This is a genomic window from Pseudobutyrivibrio sp. C4, from assembly GCF_900111635.1.
Lineage (GTDB): Bacteria > Bacillota > Clostridia > Lachnospirales > Lachnospiraceae > Pseudobutyrivibrio > Pseudobutyrivibrio ruminis.
In genome coordinates, this window is the sequence record NZ_FOHF01000001.1 from 559,601 (window position 1) to 577,143 (window position 17,543).

A 17,543-nucleotide genomic window follows, 5' to 3' on the forward strand; every position below is an offset into this window, starting at 1 on the left:
AAACGCCTAGAGCAAATGCTCTAGGCGTTTTTTATATTATGTTCATATTATTTACTATCATAGCAATTCCAGAGATAATCAAGAAAATAATTACAAGCTTCTTTATCAGCTTTTCATCCATGATATCTCCAGCCTTCATGCCCATCCATAAACCAATAATCATTACAGGAACAAGGCATATTGCCTTTATAAGGCTATCAAAAGTCATTACACCTAGAAATATGTATGTAATAAACCTAAAGGTGTTTTCTGCTATGAATACTAGGCTTAGATTAGCTTTAAACTCTGTGCTAGTCTTTGTAACTTTGCTTACAAATGCTGCCAAAAGCACACCTACACCGAACATTCCACACATAGCACCTGCAAGAATTCCTATTACAATATCGAATACTTTATGACTCCTTCCCGATGATGGCTTGTACTCTCGGTACATCATATTTATACCTACAAGTGTAACCATAACACCAAATATCATTTTAACGATATTCGCATTTACGTATCTAAGAACTACGGCTCCAGGAATGCTTCCTAATATAACTACTATAATTAACGGAATTACGATATTTTTATTAATATGTTTTCTATTTTTATAAACTAATGTGATATTTGCAGGATACCCTAGAATAAGTTCCACTGGAGAAATATTTACATTGTTTACTCCAAATCCCAGGATTGTATCGAATACTAACGTATTTGCGAATCCACATAACCCTTTAACAAAGAAAGCGCAAAAGGCTGCTAAAATCCATAAAAACATTTAAATAACCACCTAATCTATATTAAATCAAAAATGCTCATCTGATTATCAATCCAAGACTTTTGATTAGCCTCATGGATTTCATCTCCCTCTCGAAATCCTCCAATTAAAAATGGAGAATTAACGTCGTGGAGTTTTTCATTTATTCTTACCTGACTTAAGTCATTATTTGCATAACAGTATTTGCAAAAATGTCTGCAAGTATCGTATGCTCCTATGTCCGCACCAAGGTAACAAGCACAAGTTGCTCTGGCAGGCTTAACATTTGATTTAGGCACATTCAAATGAGCAGAAATGGCCTTTTCATACATATCCACAGTCATGCAACCACTGCAATCAGCTCCGTATTTAGCAAGGAAATCTCCTTCGGCGCATGGCTTTACAACCATATTGTTGGCTTTTGCGATACGAATAATCTCCTGTCCCAAACGTATCTTATCCTCTGCAGATACAGCCATTGCGTCAGGAAAGTTCTTCTTTACCTTTTCATAAATATCAATAAAGCTGATTACCACATGATTCGTATATCCTTTAAGATTTTCAGCCATCTTTGTGAAGGCTTCAATATGAAAATCGACTGTATATTTTTCATTTACAAAGATTGGATCATATCGCCAGCCAATGCGATTAATCCCCAACGTTTTAGAGAGTAATTTAAAGGACTCCATTACCTCTTTTTTATCTGGAACACCTGGCTCAATATCCTTGCCATAGGGTGTGATTGTCACATACCAATACTGACCATAGTCTTTTACTAAATCCAAATACGAAAAAAAAGGTGCTGGATTCTTTGTGCAAAAGCCAATAGCATCCACCACCTGTGGGTTTAAAATATATTTATTTACTGAACTTTGATTGTAAGGATTGCGCACACATACATAGCCTTCTTTCAAGCGATTGGCAAACCATTCCGGAAAGAATGCAGGTATGTCAGTGCGCTGCCCTGTATTAATAATCATTTATTATCCTTTATAGATCGTCGATAGCGTCCTTTATTTTATCAGCAAAGCCCTTCTTCTTTTTCTCAGCCTTTACTGACTTTGGACCGCCAACTGTTGTGTTGCCTGTAAGCTCATCGAACTTGCGAAGTGCTTCCTTAGCTTCCTTAGAAAGTCCTGTAGGAACCTGTACAACAAGTGTAACATACTGGTCACCACGAACATTTCTATTTCTAAGTGAAGGAATACCCTTTCCACGAAGTCTGATTGTTGTATCAGTCTGTGTACCAGGCTTAACCTCGTATGATACCTTGCCGTCGAGAGTATCAATGATAACCTCTCCACCAAGAGTAGCCTGCGCAAATGAAATAGGTGCTGATGAGTATACATCCATATCTCTACGCTGGAAAATAGGATGATTTTTAACGATTACTTCTACAAGTAAATCACCTCTAGGGCCACCATTTCTACCTGGCTCACCCTTCTCACGAATACGAACGCTCTGTCCGTTGTCGATACCAGCTGGAATAGAAACAGAAATCTTCTTCTTGCGAGCAACATATCCAGTACCATTACAATCAGGACATGGAGTATCAATAACCTCACCTGTTCCCTGACAATCAGGACATGTTGTAACATTCTGAACCATACCAAAGAGTGATTGCTGAGACATCATTACACGTCCCTTACCACCACACTTTGTACATGTACGCTTGCTTGTACCAGGCTTTGCGCCTGTGCCATGACAAGCTGCACACTCATCCTTAAGAACGATTTCAAGCTCTTTCTCACAACCGAAAGCTGCTTCTTCAAAAGTGATATGCACTGCTGCTCTAAGGTTGGCACCACGCATTGGACCATTTGAAGCACGGCCACCGCCGCCTCCAAAGAAGCTACCAAAGATGTCGCCAAAGATATCGCCGAAGTCCATACCAGAGAAATCAAAGCCACCAGCTCCGCCACCGCCGTTTTCGAATGCTGCGTGACCAAACTGATCATACTGACGTCTCTTGTCTGCATCAGAAAGAACAGCATATGCTTCAGAAGCTTCTTTGAATTTCTTCTCAGCTTCTGCATCACCTGGATTCATATCAGGGTGATACTTCTTAGCAAGCTTTCTATATGCACTTTTGATCTCACTATCTGAGGCTGTCTTAGAAACTCCAAGCACCTCATAGTAATCACGTTTTTGTTCTGCCATTTTTATCAATCCTTTATTACACTATAAGCTCCCCCGAAGGGGAGCTATTATTTATTATTTAGACTTCTTTGAAGTCAGCGTCTACGACATCGTCGTTTGCTGGACCTGACTGTGCACCTGCACCAGCGCCTGCGCCTGTGAACTGGCTCATATCTGGGCCTGCACCAGCTGCTCCCTGAGCTGCCTGTGACTGCTCATACATCTTTGCAAATACCTTCTGAGCTGACTCTGTAAGCTTCTCCTGAGCTGCCTTAAGCTCACCAATCTGTGAATCGCTCATCTCCTCTGGAGTCTGGTACTGATCAAGAAGCTTCTGAGCGGCTTCGATGTCAGCCTCAACTGCTGCCTTGTCAGCTGCATCAATCTTATCACCTACTTCATCAAGAGCCTTCTTTGTCTGGAATACAAAGCTCTCAACATCGTTTCTTGTATCAACAGCTTCCTTACGCTTCTTATCCTGAGCCTCATACTCCTGAGCCTCTTTAACTGCCTTATCGATATCCTCATCAGACATGTTAGAACCAGCTGTAATTGTGATGTGCTGCTCCTTACCTGTTCCAAGATCCTTAGCAGATACGTTTACAATACCGTTTGCATCAATATCGAATGTAACCTCGATCTGTGGTACACCTCTCATTGCTGGTGGGATACCATCAAGTCTGAACTGTCCAAGTGACTTGTTATCCTTAGCGAACTGACGCTCACCCTGTACAACGTTGATATCAACTGCTGTCTGATTATCAGCTGCTGTAGAGAAAATCTGGCTCTTCTTTGTAGGGATAGTTGTGTTTCTCTCGATAAGTCTTGTAGCAATACCACCCATTGTCTCGATTGAAAGTGAAAGTGGTGTTACATCAAGAAGAAGGATATCGCCTGCACCGGCATCACCAGCGAGCTTACCACCCTGGATTGAAGCACCGATAGCTACACACTCATCTGGGTTAAGAGTCTTGCTTGGCTCGTGACCTGTAAGAGCCTTTACCTTATCCTGAACTGCTGGGATTCTTGTAGAACCACCAACAAGAAGTACCTTTGAAAGGTCTGAAGCGTTAAGACCAGCATCCTTAAGTGCCTGGTTAACAGGACCTGCTGTAGCTTCTACTAAATCATGTGTTAATTCATCAAACTTAGCACGTGTAAGGTTCATATCAAAGTGCTTTGGACCTTCTGCTGTAGCTGTGATGAATGGAAGGTTGATGTTTGTAGTTGTAGCAGATGAAAGCTCTTTCTTAGCCTTCTCAGCTGCTTCCTTAAGTCTCTGAAGTGCCATCTTATCTGTTGAAAGATCTACGCCCTCAGCTGCCTTAAACTCTGCAAGCATCCAATCTGTAATCTTCTGATCGAAATCATCACCACCAAGTCTGTTGTTACCAGCTGTAGCAAGTACTTCGATAACGCCATCACCGATTTCAATGATAGATACATCAAATGTACCACCACCAAGATCGTATACCATAATCTTCTGCTCCTGCTCGTTATCAAGACCATAAGCAAGTGCAGCTGCTGTAGGCTCGTTGATGATACGCTTTACATCAAGACCTGCAATCTTACCAGCATCCTTTGTAGCCTGACGCTGAGCATCGTTGAAGTAAGCTGGAACTGTGATAACTGCCTCTGAAACTGTCTCACCAAGGTAGTTCTCAGCATCACTCTTAAGCTTCTGAAGAATCATAGCTGAAATCTGCTGTGGGCTGTACTTCTTATCGTCGATGATACGACCATTGTCTGTACCCATATCTCTCTTAATTGAAGAGATTGTCTTTTCTGCATTTGTAACAGCCTGACGCTTTGCTGGCTCACCAACAAGTCTCTCACCTGTCTTTGTAAATGCTACGATAGATGGTGTTGTTCTAGCACCTTCTGTATTTGCGATAACGGTAGGCTTTCCACCTTCCATAACAGCAACACAGCTGTTAGTTGTTCCTAAATCGATACCAATAATCTTTCCCATGATTTATATCCTCCTAAATTACTTAATTTGCAACCTTAACCATTGAATGACGAACTACTGAATCGTTGTACATGTAGCCCTTTTGGAATTCTTCTACGACGATGTTCTCGCCAACTTCCTCATCCTCAACATGCATTACTGCATTGTGGAAATCAGGATTGAATTCCTTTCCTACAGCCTCGATAGGCTTAACACCTGCTTCCTCGAGAGTTGTAAGTAACTGCTTGTATATCATGAGCATTCCATCAGCAAATGGATCTGCTCCCTCCTCAACTGTAGCAAGACCTCTTTCGAAGTTATCAACTACAGGAAGAACCTTTTCAATGATGGCCTTTGCGCCATTTCCAAACATCTGAGCCTTTTCCTGCTCTGTACGACGACGGAAGTTTTCGAATTCTGCCATCTGACGAGTAACTCTATCAGTAAGCTGCTCTATCTGCTCATCACGCTTATCTTTTTTCTTTTCTTTTTTCTTGAATGGCTTCTTGCCATCCTTTTCCTCTTTTGAAGATTCTTCTGAAGTGTTTTCCTCAGAAGCTTCTGTCACTTCAGCTTCGGCTTCTTCAGCCATCGCTTCCGCATTTTCCATAGCTTCTTTAACTGCTTCTTCAGTAGAGAACTCTTCCATTTTTTCTTTATTCTCTGCCACGAATTTACATCTCCTTAATTTCTTTTATCCTTTATTTCTGTCAGCTTCCTGTTTCAGTAATTTATCTAGCTGACCTTTAAGACTTTTTATATTGTCAACAACATTTTCGTAGTCCATACGCTTTGGACCAACGATACCAATTGTACCTTTGACTCCATCGCCAAGCTCGTATGTTGCTGTAACAATCGAACAATCCTTCATAGTTGATATTGGAGATTCGTCTCCGATATATACCTGAATTCCTGTGCTCTCATTTTCACTTGAGCTATCATTAAGAAGCTCTATAAGTGATTGTTTTTCTTCGAATGTATCTAATAATTCAGAAGCCTTCTTTGAATCTGCAAGCTCTGGATACTTGAAGATGTTGGTAGCACCTGAAGTATAAACCTGTAAATCATCGCCTTCAGTGATTGTCTCTGCTACGGTATCGAGTACCTGCTCTACAATCTCATCATGGATACCTGCCTGCTCCTTTAATCTGGATATAACTGCCAGATTAATCTGGTCAACTGTCAGGCCGTTAAGATTTGTGTTAAGAAGCATGTTAAGCTTTAACATTGTTTCATTATCAAGTGGCTTATCCACATTAATGATTTTGTTCTTAACGATGTTGCCATCCATGACAACTACTGAAAGTACCTGGTGTTCATCAACAGCTGAAAGCTGAACGAACTTTAATCTATTTGAAACAACTGAAGGAGCTGAAACTAATGTGGCATACTGGGTATTGTTTGCAAGTGTTTTTGCTACATTCTTGAGAAGGCTTTCCATCTTTTCAGTCTTCTCAATCATCCACTCCTGCATGTCAGCAACTTCTTTGTCCTTCTCAGCTATCAGGTTGTTTACGTAGAATCTGTAACCTTTATCTGAAGGAATACGACCTGCCGATGTATGTGGCTGAACTATATAGCCTAAATCCTCAAGATCTGACATCTCGTTTCGGATGGTAGCTGAACTAAGATTCAAATCAGTGTATTTTGATATTGTTCTTGAACCAACTGGCTCACCAGTTTCAAGGTAATTCTTAATGATTGCATTTAAGATTTTAACTTTTCTCTCATCTAGTTCGATATCAGCCATACATTCACCTCACTCCCACTCAGTTTTATGTTGTTAGCACTCATCTGATTGGAGTGCTAATCATTTTCTGATGTTAATTTACACCTAGGGTCCCCTTTTGTCAACCGCCTTAAGATATTTTTTATACTTTCTTTATTAATGTTATATAATTGTTATTTTTCCTAAGCTTTGGTAATATATGAGGGCAATCATTTTTGTAAATATCATCGTTTTTTGCAAAAATAATTACATTAATATAGAGGTGTTTTATGGATCAAAGTAAAATCAGAAATTTTTGCATTGTTGCACATATCGATCACGGCAAATCAACCCTTGCCGATCGTATCATACAGATGACTGGCACTCTTACTGAGCGTGAAATGCAAGCCCAGGTCCTTGATAACATGGATTTGGAGCGTGAGCGTGGAATCACAATCAAATCACAGGCTGTACGAATCATTTATAAAGCCGATGATGGAAATGAATACATTTTCAATCTTATTGATACACCAGGTCACGTGGATTTTAATTACGAAGTTTCTCGTTCTCTCGCTGCTTGCGATGGTGCGATTCTCGTTGTTGATGCAGCTCAAGGTATTGAAGCGCAGACTCTTGCCAATGTTTACCTTGCACTTGATCACGATTTGGATGTTATTCCTGTCATCAACAAAATCGATTTGCCATCTGCAGATCCTGAACGAGTAATCGAAGAAATTGAAGATGTCATTGGTCTTGAGGCACAGGATGCTCCACAGATTTCTGCCAAGACTGGTCTTAATATACATGATGTTCTAGAAGCAATAGTTAATCAATTGCCACCACCATCAGGGGATGTTAACGCACCTCTTCAGGCACTGATTTTCGATTCACTGTATGACCCTTACAAGGGCGTTATCGTATTTTGTCGAGTAAAAGAAGGCACATTAAAGGTTGGCGACAGCGTCAAAATGATGGCTACTGGTGCAGAATTTGATGTTGTAGAAGTAGGCTACTTCGGTGCCGGTCAGTTCATTCCTTGCGATGAACTCCCAGCTGGAATGGTAGGTTATATGACTGCTTCCATCAAAAACGTTCGCGACACTCGTGTTGGTGATACAATCACTCACGCTGATGCTCCTGCTGCCGCGCCACTTCCAGGATACAAAAAAGTTAATCCTATGGTTTACTGTGGTCTTTATCCTGCAGATGGCGCTAAGTATCCAGATCTTCGTGATGCACTTGAAAAGCTTCAGCTTAATGATGCAGCTTTGCAGTTCGAGCCAGAGACATCAGTTGCACTTGGTTTTGGATTCCGTTGTGGTTTCCTTGGACTTCTTCATTTGGAAATCATCCAGGAGCGTCTCGAGCGAGAATATAATCTAGACCTTGTTACTACTGCTCCAGGCGTAGTTTACAGAGTTTACAAAACAGATGGCACAATGATAGAGCTTACAAACCCAAGTAATCTCCCTGATCCTAGTGAGATTGAATACATGGAAGAGCCAATCGTTGAGGCTGAAATCATGGTTACTAGCGAATACATTGGTGCAATCATGGACCTTTGCCAGGAGCGCCGAGGCCAGTATATTTCAATGGAATACATGGAAGAAACCAGAGCACTTATCAAGTACACTCTTCCACTCAATGAAATTATCTATGATTTCTTTGATGCTCTAAAGAGTCGTTCTAGAGGATACGCTTCATTTGACTATGAAATGAAGGGATACATGAAGTCTGACTTAGTTAAGCTTGATATTCTTATTAATAAAGAAGAAGTTGATGCACTTTCATTCATCGTCTTCTCTGGTACTGCTTACGAGCGTGGACGTAAAATGTGCGAAAAACTTAAAGAAGAGATTCCACGTCACCTTTTCGAAATTCCTATCCAGGCTGCAGTTGGTTCAAAGGTTATTGCCAGGGAAACTGTTAAGGCTATGCGTAAGGACGTTTTAGCAAAATGCTACGGTGGTGATATTTCCCGTAAGAAAAAGCTTCTTGAAAAGCAAAAGGAAGGTAAAAAACGAATGCGTCAGGTTGGCAATGTAGAAATTCCACAGGAAGCCTTCATGAGTGTTCTTAAATTGGACGAGGATTAAAATGACTCCTATCGAACTATATATTCATATACCATTCTGTGTAAAAAAATGTTTATATTGCGACTTCCTTTCAGGAGTGTTTGATGAAAAAATGCAGCGGCGTTATGTCGCTGCTTTGTGCACTGAAATAAAATATATGGCAAGCCAAGTCCACGGTGTTGAAATAGCTACTATTTATGTTGGCGGTGGCACCCCATCTTGGCTTTCTGAGGATTTGATGGATTCAATTATTACCACCGTCAAATCATCCTTTAGAGTCAATCCATTGGCTGAAATATCTGTTGAGTGTAACCCGGGAACATTATCAGCTGAAAAGCTCAATGTATACCGTAGCGTCGGAATCAACAGACTATCCATTGGTCTGCAGTCAGCAAATGACGATGAATTAAAGGAGCTTGGACGAATCCACGACTACAATCGTTTTCTTCACACATTTGATTTAGTTCGAAAGGCAGGTTTTGATAATGTAAATGTGGATATCATGACAGGATTGCCTCACCAGACAGTGGAAAAACTCGAACGTACCCTAAACGCAGTCACTATGCTTCGACCAGAACATATCTCTGCGTACTCTTTGATTATCGAGGAAGGCACTCCATTCTACGATAAATATAAGTTTGATGCTGTTAAGCAGCATGCAGGCATGGAAACCGAGGATTTACCTACCGACGAAGAGTCTTATCATTTGTATAAATACACAATGGACTATCTTGAAAAGAAAGGATATAAACGTTACGAAATCTCCAATTATGCCCGCGGTGGAAAGGTTTGCCACCACAATATTGGCTATTGGGACCGTGTTCCTTATTTAGGACTTGGCCTTGGCGCTGCTACCCTGTATCAAAACAGACGTGCAGACAACATTCGTGACATATACAAATACTGCGAAATTGCCGAGCAAATCGCTGAAGGCAAGGAAATATCTACTGAGCTTTCCTCTCCTTTCTATGACAATGAAGAAACCCTTTCCAAAAAAGAGGCCATGGAAGAATTCATGTTCCTTGGTCTTAGAAAAATCGATGGTGTCAATCGTTCTGACTTCTTTAATATGTTCGGAATTGATATCGAAGCAATATATGGTCCAATCATTACTGCCCTTAGAAACCAGGGATTTATGGACGCAAAAGAAGGTCGTTTGTTCCTTACCGACATAGGAATAGATGTAAGTAATCAGGTTCTTGCCCAGTTTTTATTAGATAAGTAGAAATATTTACATTATTTCAATAAAAATATTCTCAAACTATTGACAACTTGGGATTCATTAACTATTATATTTGAGTATGCGTTGAACTGTCCGTGTCCGGCTACAACGTATTTAATTTGAACATTTTATAATTATACAAATTGGAGGTGTAGCAACACATGGCAAATATTAAGTCTGCTAAGAAGCGTGTTCAGGTAACAGCTATCAGAACAGAGCGTAATAAGGCAATCAGATCAGAGGTTAAGACATACGTTAAGCGTGTTGAGGCTGCTGTAGAGTCTGGAGATAAGGCTGTTGCAGAGGCTGAGCTTAAGGCTGCTATCAAGGTTATCGAGATGGCTGGTTCTAAGGGCGTTTACCACGACAACACAGTTAGCCGTAAGGTATCTCGTCTTTCAAAGCTTGTAAACACACTTGCTTAATTTAAATACGAAATAATAAAAAGCATCGGTCCCGTCAGCCGATGCTTTTTTTTGTTGTTATTTTATTCTTATTCTTCATCTTCTTCAGATTTACTAATCTCTTCTGCTATATCTTCTTTCCAGAACTCTCCTGTTTTAACACGTTTTATACCTGACTGATTGCTCTTTCCTCTAATAGCCTCTATTTGCTTTGTTGCAATATATCTTTGTAGAAAAGCTGCATGGTCTGATGAAATAGTGCATCCACTAAAAACGCCACCATTCTCATCTTCCTTTTGATTGATAATCCTTCCAAAAAACTTTCCTACTTCTCTCTCTCCATCATCTGTATCCTCAAGAAGATGCAGTATGAACTCTCGATTCGGGTCAATTTGAGAACCTAAAGGCTCCACAAAGCCCACACCGCAATATGATAAATCTCGAACGATAACCGAATACGTTATATCGTCCTGCTCTACATCCATTACCTTATCAATATTGATGCGCACTCCACGACGTCGATTATATTTATTTCCCTCTTCTAATAATGGTAATACAACGTGGATTGCACGACCTGATGAAAATGTAAATTTATATATTTTAATATTTTCCCAAATAAAAACACCTTGATCATTCACTACAATCAAATCAAGTTTTGAAACGCTTCCAGTAAAATCTACTTCTCTAACTGAGTTTTGCCACATCTGAATAATATTCTCAATAGGAATGCCCTTATTGCCAAACTTAGTAGTAAACTCTTCTTGCTCCTTTTCATCTAAAACAGCATACTCTGTCGGCAACTCCAACTTTTTATTTTCAAGAGTTGCTTGCACTGAGATGCGCGCCTTTTCTGTCACCTCTGAAATATGTAATTTCGTAATTGTTTTTTCTTTATTCATACTTTAATTTTAGCAAAGAAAAAAGTTCCTGACTACTAAAGAATTACCGGCAATATATGGTTTCTTTCGTAACAAATACTTCACAAAATTTGCATGATTTATCGTACAGTATTATGTATATTTAAAGAGGGAGTATAAAAACGCAATGAGGGCGATAATTTGAAACAATATAATTTTGAACTAGAGAATATATCTCATCTAGAAAATGCACTCGATTCTTTACACAAAGACATCGACAATGATTCATATTCATCTATTCTATTCCATATATATACAAACGGTATCGACAAATCAGAAATAGACATTGTTAAATCTGAGATTCTTGATGCTTTTCCAACTGCGTCTATTGGTGGAACAAGTACAAATGGAGGCATTTGCGATGGCCATCTAGTTGACGAAGGAATGGTTATTTCTGTCTCCGTTTTTGAAAGCACCTCAACTCAGGTCAAATTATTCAATTGCATTCCAGGAAATGAAGACATTGTAGGGAAAAGCATATCAGATTTTATAGATTCAACGGAAAATATCGTAGCAGCAGAATTGCTCATAACACTCAAATCAATTAACAGTCATATTATTTTAAATAATGTAGAAAAGTGTCATAAGGATATTTTCGTATTCGGCGGAGGAAGTGCCGCCGTCACAATATCTGATGAAAATACCTGTGTAATAGATGAGAATGACATCTCTCCTAATGGTGTCCTTGTGATAACCTATTCCGGTCCAGATTTTCATATCGATGTGCACCATGCAATAGGCTGGAAGGCATTAGGCAAGGAATTAAAAGTCACCAAAATAAAGGGCAAACAGCTATTTGAAATCAATAATACCCCTGCCGGCAAAGTATATAGCAAGTACTTGGATATCCAGGCTGACGAAAACTTCTTTTCAAACATACTTGAATTTCCAATAATGTCTCATCAGCATGGCAATGAAGTATTACGATTACCATTTTCATGTAATCACGAAGATAACTCTATTATTCTTGCAGCAGATATCGACCCGGGAACTCCAATCAATCTTTCCTACGGAGACCCTGATGTAATCAAGGAAGACGTAATTGCTCTTATAAAAAAAGTAAAGGCCTTCGCACCACAAGCAATATTCTTGTACAGCTGTGGTGTACGACGACTCTATTGGAAATACCTTATAAACAAGGAAACAGCTCCATTTGCAGCCATCTCTCCAACCTCTGGATTCTACTCAAGCGGAGAGATTATGCGTATGGGAGACCACATCATCGAGCATCATGTCACACTAATAGCAATCGGAATGCGTGAAGGTGAAAAGGCTTTTGTTCAGCCATCATTTAATGGCGACAAAGCTCTGCCTATACCAGAAGAGCAAAAAATGCACAGTCAGGTTTCTATGGTACGTCGTTTGGCCAACTTTATTAACGTCACAGCTGCTGAGCTTCAGGAGGCCAACGAAAAGCTACAAGAGATTGCAGATACTGACGAACTAACAGGATTATATAATCGCAGAATGCTCAACAAGCTTGTTTCAAACGCTATTGATAGAGCGAATAAAAACGGCTTTGATATGATTATCGGTATTGCGGATATTGATAATTTCAAAGAAATAAACGACACCTACGGCCATGTAATGGGTGATAAGGTACTGGTAGAGCTAGCTAAGCAGCTGGATAATGAAGTCGAAAAACTTCCTAGTGGAATTATCGGACGCTGGGGCGGCGAAGAATTCATGTTTATCGCCCCTACATTAAAGCTAGATGATGTTCTATCCAATATTGAAGAAGCCAGAAAACGAGTCTCCAGCATCAAATTTGATGGAATAGACTCTCCTACTATAAGTCTTGGCCTCACTGCTTTCGTTATGGGCGACACTGCCGAATCAGTATTTAAACGAGCTGATGCTGCCTTATACGAAGCCAAGGAAACAGGAAAAAACAAGACATGCGTAAAATAAAATAAAGCCCTGTCCCACACATAGGGACAGGGCCATTTTTATTTACCTGCGTATTTCATAATAATAAGTTCTACTGCAAGCTTTTCATCCAAGCGACCAGTCTTAAACTGCTCCTCAAAATCAGCCGCATCATTTAATAGATTAGTAATTTCCTTTGCAGAAAAATTGTTAGCCAACTGCATTGTTCGTCTGACAGCAAAATCTGGCATTCCAACTTTGCTTGCTATCGTTCCTGCATTGTTGCCATATGCCGACAACTCCTTGATAACCTTCATCTGCCTGAACTGGCGAACTATCATAGTCAGAATTCGCATAGGAGGCTCCTTCGCAGAAAGCATATCCTGATACAAATCCAATGTCTTTTTCAAATCCTTGGCAGAAATAGCATTTAGCATATCGAAAATCTTTGTCTCTACTCGGGCAATACAAATAGCATTGACGTCCTCCAAAGTTATCTGATTCCTATCCCCTACATAAGAAACAAGCTTATCAAGCTCCGTAGCCATATTATCCATTGAATCGTGGGTCATGTTCAAAAACTGAGACCATGCGTCTCTTTTCATTTGTTTGCCAGCAGCATTTAGCTGACCACCAACCCATTTAGCCAAAACACTTTCATTAGGCATATTCATCTCTATGTCTCGACCTGCGGCTTTTGCTGCCTTATATAGCTTTCCTCTTTTATCTGCAGAAGGCTCTACAAATATAAAGATGGTAAAATCAGGGATGTTTGCTAAATAGTTTCCTAAATCCTCAGGCATCTTTTTACCAAATCCGCTATTCTCAATGAGTATAACTCTGTGCTCAGCAAAAAATGGCATTGTCTCAGCCTGGTCAATTACCTGGCCTACATTGATGCCATTGTCCTCGTATTTGGTGAAGTTCATATTATCACCTTCATTTACAAGTGCCTTCAAAAGCTTGTTCTTGTATTGAAGCTTTAAATAGTCTTCCTCGCCATAAAGCAAATATATATTTTGAAATTGTCCTGAACTAATATCTTCATCTATACGTCTCATAGGTAAAAGTATAGCCTAAATCCAGATTAACTACTAGTGAATATTGAAAAGAAATAATATTCTATAAACTAATCCCATTCGTTAGAAAACTCTGGAATAAAGCTCTCCTTCGCAACTTTTCTATCCTGTATAAAGGCGTTTTCTATGCCCAAATCCAAAGCGTAATTAATAAGGCTATCGTATTCACGTTTAGTAACTCTTCTGTTTAATTCAGGGTATTTTGAAGCTATATGAGGCATCGGTGTATACTGGCTCATCATGCTGATAAAAATACTATCCTGATAGTTATCAAACAAATATTTAATAATTGCTTTGGCGTCATTTACATGGCCTGGCAATAAAAGCTGTCTAACTATAACGCCGGATTTAACAAACCCCTGCTCATCAAACTCCACCGTTGGACACTGGCGAACCATCTCATCAATAGCCGCTTTTACTACCTCAGGATAATCTGATGCATGTGAATATTTTCCGGCCAATGCTTCATCCATATATTTAAAATCTGGCAGATATACATCTACTACTCCTTTTAGAAGCTTTAATGATTCAACCTTCTCATAGCCACTGGTATTGTAAATTACAGGGATTTCAAGACGACTACCATCTTCCAAACCAGCTTTAGCCAGATTCACCGCTTGAACAATCTGTGGGATATAGTGGGTACCTGTTACAAGATTTATATTGTTTGCACCTTGTTTTTGAAGCTTAACAAACTGACGCGCCAACTCTTCTACAGAGATTTCCTTGCCAACCTTTCCATGGCTTATCTCTTCATTCTGACAAAACACGCAGTGAAGATTACATCCTGAAAAAAACACAGCTCCGCTGCCGCTTTCCCCTGAAATACATGGTTCTTCCCAATAATGCAAGGCGATTCTGGCTATCTTAAGCTTATCAGATACCTGACATATCCCTCTTGAATTTACTCTATTAACTTTGCAATCTCTAGGGCAAAGCCTACATTCATTCATAATTTCCATAATAAACAAAAAGTGCCTGGCATAATAAATACCAGGCACCCTATCTTTTAATTATTTATTGCGACCCTTTGTCTTGATTTCATTAACAATAAGCTCTACAAACTCATCAAATGAAACTGTTGTAGTGCCCTGCTCGCCGTGAAGTCTGTATGAAACTGTTCCTTCAGCTTCCTCATTCTTACCAAGTACAGCAAGATAAGGAACCTTCTGAATCTGTGCTTCACGCATCTTGTATCCAAGCTTCTCTGAACGAGTATCAAACTCAACACGAACATCTGCATCATTGAGTGCATCAACAAGCTTCTGCGCGTATGCATTAAGCTCTTCATCATCATTCTTTACTGGAAGCACCTTAACCTGTGTAGGTGCAAGCCAAAGTGGAAGATTTCCCTTTGTCTCCTCAAGAATGTAAGCCATAAATCTATCAAGTGAACCAAGGATAGCTCTATGGATAACTACAGGTGTCTGCTTGTTAGACTCTGCATCTGTGTATGTAAGGTCAAACTTAGCTGGTAAGCAGAAGTCAAGCTGGCATGTAGAAAGTGTAATCTCGTTACCAATAGCTGGCTTAACGTTAACATCAAGCTTTGGTCCGTAGAATGCTGCCTCGCCGATTTCCTCTGTGAACTCAATACCGATTTCTGTAAGAGTCTCACGAAGAGCCTGCTCTGCAGTGTTCCACATATCATCATCCTGGTGATACTTCTTTGTATCAGCTGGATCACGAAGAGAAAGAACACATCTGTAATCTGTTATGCCGAAATCTTCGTATGTGCTGAAGATAAGATCACAAACGCTCTTAACCTCGTCCTTAATCTGCTCCTGTGTACAGAAGATATGTGAATCGTTCTGGCAGAAGTGACGTCCTCTCTCAATACCCTTAAGTGTTCCTGAAGACTCGAAACGGAAATCGTGAGCAATTTCAGCGATACGAATTGGAAGCTCCTTGTATGAGTGTGGACGGTTAGCGAAGATTCTCATGTGGTGTGGGCAGTTCATTGGACGAAGAACAAAGTTTTCTCCCTCAACTTCCATAGCTGGGAACATGTTCTCCTTGTAGTGATCCCAGTGACCAGATGTCTGGTAAAGCTGAACTGTACCAACACATGGTGTCATAACGTGAAGGTAACCAAGCTTACGCTCTTTATTACGGATGTAATTCTCAAGCTCTGTCCAGATTGTGTAACCATTTGGAAGGTACATTGGAAGTCCACGACCAATTAAATCGTCAGCCATGAAAAGCTGCATATCCTTGCCAATCTTTCTGTGATCACGCTCTTTTGCTTCCTCAAGAAGTGCAAGATGTTCATCAAGCTGCTCCTGTGTTGGGAAGCAAACACCATATACACGGTTAAGTACCTGATTCTCAGCATCGCCCTTCCAATATGCACCAGAGTGCTTGATAAGCTTGAAGTAACGGCAAAGCTTTACATTGTCAACGTGAGGTCCACGGCAAAGATCAGTGAAATCGCCCTGATCATAGCAAGAAATTACTGTTGAATCCTCATCCATATTATTGATAAGGTCTACCTTGTAAGGATCGTCCTTGAACTCTTCTAATGCCTCAGCCTTAGAAATCTCACGACGATAAATCTTGGCTCCTGTCTTAGCGACCTTCTTCATTTCTTTTTCGATTTTTGCGATATCCTCATCTGTAAGCATAACATCGCCAAGATCCATATCATAGTAGAATCCTTCCTCTACAACTGGACCAACCCAAAACTTAGCGTTTGGATAAAGATGCTTTACAGCCTGTGCCATCATATGAGCACATGAGTGATTGAGAGTGTTTAATGCCTCATCTTCTTTGAAATTAACCATTGCTTTTCTCCTTTTAAAATGTAATGAAATCTGTACATTACCAAGGGTGTAAAATAAAAAACACCCATAGGAAAGCTACTTCTAGCAATCCTAAGGGTGCATCATTCATTTTAATACACGGTTCCACCTTAGTGTTTCACTCATTTTGTCTTTAACGGAACTACCCGGAGGCGCTTCACCAAAAGGCTTCTACGCTCAGCTCGAGAATGGTGTTCATAAATGCTTCCGCTAGACGCTTCCAGCCTAGGCGTCCTCTCTCTTAGCTTTCACAAATACTACTGTTTCTGTCATCGCTTTTCGTGTCTTATCCTACCACAAAAATACTGTTAAATCAATAAAACAGTTTGGTTATCTTATATTCATTAAAGTCGCTCTATAACTCTTTTTGCCCAGTCAAGCTCCCATTTGATTCTTACGTTTAGAATTTCTATCTGCTGATTTATTAGATTCTCTAGCGTATCCTCTTTTGATGTAAGCCCCTTCATAGTTTCTATAGAATCAAACATGTTATCATACTGTGACACCTTGTTTCTATATTCATTTTTTAGCATTGATGGTACATTATCCATCTCAAATAAACTCTGAGCTTTGTCATGTACCTGTACCATTTTGCTGTGTAATTCTTCTAGTTTTGTCATATTTATTTTATGTCCTTCAAAA

15 protein-coding genes are annotated in these 17,543 nt (G+C 39.9%); 4 read left to right on the top strand and 11 right to left on the bottom strand.

All coding sequences use genetic code 11. The features are described from left to right. Nucleotides 1–31 precede the first annotated feature (31 nt). The 6 genes from BMY66_RS02710 to hrcA are packed head-to-tail and all read right to left on the bottom strand — an operon-like array spanning nt 32 to nt 6,576. Complete coding sequence (locus tag BMY66_RS02710; protein ID WP_090394043.1) at nt 32–757, bottom strand: sulfite exporter TauE/SafE family protein; 726 nt, start codon at nt 755–757, stop codon at nt 32–34. Between the two features lie 17 nt (nt 758–774). Further along, nucleotides 775–1,716, bottom strand: a complete 942-nt coding sequence (locus tag BMY66_RS02715) for a DUF1848 domain-containing protein (protein WP_090394044.1) — start codon at nt 1,714–1,716, stop codon at nt 775–777. Between the two features lie 10 nt (nt 1,717–1,726). Continuing rightward, nucleotides 1,727–2,896, bottom strand: a complete 1,170-nt coding sequence (dnaJ, locus tag BMY66_RS02720; protein ID WP_033153950.1) for a molecular chaperone DnaJ — start codon at nt 2,894–2,896, stop codon at nt 1,727–1,729. Between the two features lie 58 nt (nt 2,897–2,954). Then, on the bottom strand, nt 2,955–4,847 hold the full coding sequence (gene dnaK, locus BMY66_RS02725) for a molecular chaperone DnaK (RefSeq protein WP_044934063.1): 1,893 nt from the start codon (nt 4,845–4,847) through the stop codon (nt 2,955–2,957). A gap of 22 nt (nt 4,848–4,869) precedes the next feature. Then, on the bottom strand, nt 4,870–5,475 hold the full coding sequence (gene grpE, locus BMY66_RS02730) for a nucleotide exchange factor GrpE (protein ID WP_044934935.1): 606 nt from the start codon (nt 5,473–5,475) through the stop codon (nt 4,870–4,872). Nucleotides 5,476–5,520: 45 nt separating this feature from the next. Beyond that, complete coding sequence (gene hrcA / locus BMY66_RS02735; RefSeq protein ID WP_044934060.1) at nt 5,521–6,576, bottom strand: heat-inducible transcriptional repressor HrcA; 1,056 nt, start codon at nt 6,574–6,576, stop codon at nt 5,521–5,523. A gap of 248 nt (nt 6,577–6,824) precedes the next feature. Between hrcA and lepA the strand changes: the two genes are divergently transcribed. From lepA to rpsT, 3 genes are all read left to right on the top strand, one after another. Next, a complete protein-coding gene (lepA, locus tag BMY66_RS02740; protein WP_090394045.1) occupies nt 6,825–8,630 on the top strand; it encodes a translation elongation factor 4 in 1,806 nt (601 codons plus the stop codon). A 1-nt stretch (nt 8,631) separates the two neighbouring features. Then, nucleotides 8,632–9,834, top strand: coding sequence for a radical SAM family heme chaperone HemW (gene hemW / locus BMY66_RS02745; RefSeq protein WP_090394046.1), 1,203 nt, complete (start codon nt 8,632–8,634; stop codon nt 9,832–9,834). 158 nt (nt 9,835–9,992) lie between these two features. Continuing rightward, nucleotides 9,993–10,256: a 30S ribosomal protein S20 gene (rpsT, locus tag BMY66_RS02750; RefSeq protein ID WP_044934054.1), complete on the top strand. Its 264-nt coding sequence runs from the start codon at nt 9,993–9,995 to the stop codon at nt 10,254–10,256. A 68-nt stretch (nt 10,257–10,324) separates the two neighbouring features. Here the strand turns inward: rpsT and BMY66_RS02755 are convergent, their stop codons facing one another. Then, nucleotides 10,325–11,134, bottom strand: coding sequence for a PilZ domain-containing protein (locus BMY66_RS02755; RefSeq protein WP_090394047.1), 810 nt, complete (start codon nt 11,132–11,134; stop codon nt 10,325–10,327). Between the two features lie 159 nt (nt 11,135–11,293). Between BMY66_RS02755 and BMY66_RS02760 the strand changes: the two genes are divergently transcribed. Beyond that, nucleotides 11,294–13,063 (top strand): sensor domain-containing diguanylate cyclase, encoded by a 1,770-nt coding sequence (locus BMY66_RS02760; RefSeq protein ID WP_090394048.1) that lies wholly within the window; start codon nt 11,294–11,296, stop codon nt 13,061–13,063. 38 nt (nt 13,064–13,101) lie between these two features. On the opposite strand, the gene holA is transcribed toward BMY66_RS02760, so the two are convergent. From holA to BMY66_RS02780, 4 genes are all read right to left on the bottom strand, one after another. Next, entirely contained in the window at nt 13,102–14,082 is a 981-nt protein-coding gene (gene holA, locus BMY66_RS02765; protein ID WP_090394049.1) for a DNA polymerase III subunit delta, read from the bottom strand. A 68-nt stretch (nt 14,083–14,150) separates the two neighbouring features. Beyond that, nucleotides 14,151–15,062, bottom strand: a complete 912-nt coding sequence (locus BMY66_RS02770; RefSeq protein ID WP_090394184.1) for a radical SAM protein — start codon at nt 15,060–15,062, stop codon at nt 14,151–14,153. Between the two features lie 51 nt (nt 15,063–15,113). Further along, nucleotides 15,114–16,883, bottom strand: a complete 1,770-nt coding sequence (gene thrS, locus BMY66_RS02775; RefSeq protein ID WP_074790319.1) for a threonine--tRNA ligase — start codon at nt 16,881–16,883, stop codon at nt 15,114–15,116. A 362-nt stretch (nt 16,884–17,245) separates the two neighbouring features. Then, the gene (locus tag BMY66_RS02780) at nt 17,246–17,521 is read right to left on the bottom strand and encodes a hypothetical protein (protein ID WP_090394050.1); all 276 of its coding nucleotides are present in this window, start codon (nt 17,519–17,521) and stop codon (nt 17,246–17,248) included. Nucleotides 17,522–17,543: the final 22 nt, after the last annotated feature.